We start from the raw sequence: 665 nt of genomic DNA, 5'->3' as shown, positions 1-665 counted from the left end.
TTATGTCTTGGGCTTCACGCATGCTACAATGGCCGGTACAAAGGGCTGCGATACCGTAAGGTGGAGCGAATCCCAAAAAGCCGGTCTCAGTTCGGATTGAGGTCTGCAACTCGACCTCATGAAGTCGGAGTCGCTAGTAATCGCAGATCAGCAACGCTGCGGTGAATACGTTCCCGGGCCTTGTACACACCGCCCGTCAAGTCATGAAAGTCGGTAACACCCGAAGCCAGTGGCCTAACCGCAAGGAGGGAGCTGTCGAAGGTGGGATCGGTGATTAGGACTAAGTCGTAACAAGGTAGCCGTACCGGAAGGTGCGGCTGGATCACCTCCTTTCTAAGGAGCATCTGGACACCGCAGGGTGTTCCAGGCGCCAGATCAAAGCGAATGTCTTTGCTGGTAGCTCATGGGTGGAACATTGAACTAGGTGCTCGGTGAGATCGTCTCGCGTCAGTACAGCCTTCGGGTTGGGAACGCGTCGGGGCGGTGGAGTCGGGTACATGCACGCTGTTGGGTCCTGAGGGACCGGGCCGGCTGCCTTCGGGTGGCGGGGTCGACTCTCCGGATCCTTTTCTCACGCCTGGGTGTGTGGGAGAGGGATACCGCCCGTATTTTGAGAACTACACAGTGGACGCGAGCATCTTAGATTCACGGCTTCGGTCGTGGAT

General features: G+C 57.3%; 1 rRNA gene. It reads left to right on the top strand.

Annotation, left to right across the window (positions count from 1 at the left end):
* Positions 1–333, top strand: a 16S ribosomal RNA gene (locus C5C50_RS16600); the annotation flags it as partial.
* Positions 334–665: the final 332 nt, after the last annotated feature.

It is taken from the genome of Rathayibacter sp. AY1D9, from assembly GCF_002932395.1.
GTDB lineage: Bacteria > Actinomycetota > Actinomycetes > Actinomycetales > Microbacteriaceae > Rathayibacter.
Note: the sequence above shows the minus strand (reverse complement) of the source record. Positions and strands in the feature narration are given on the sequence as shown.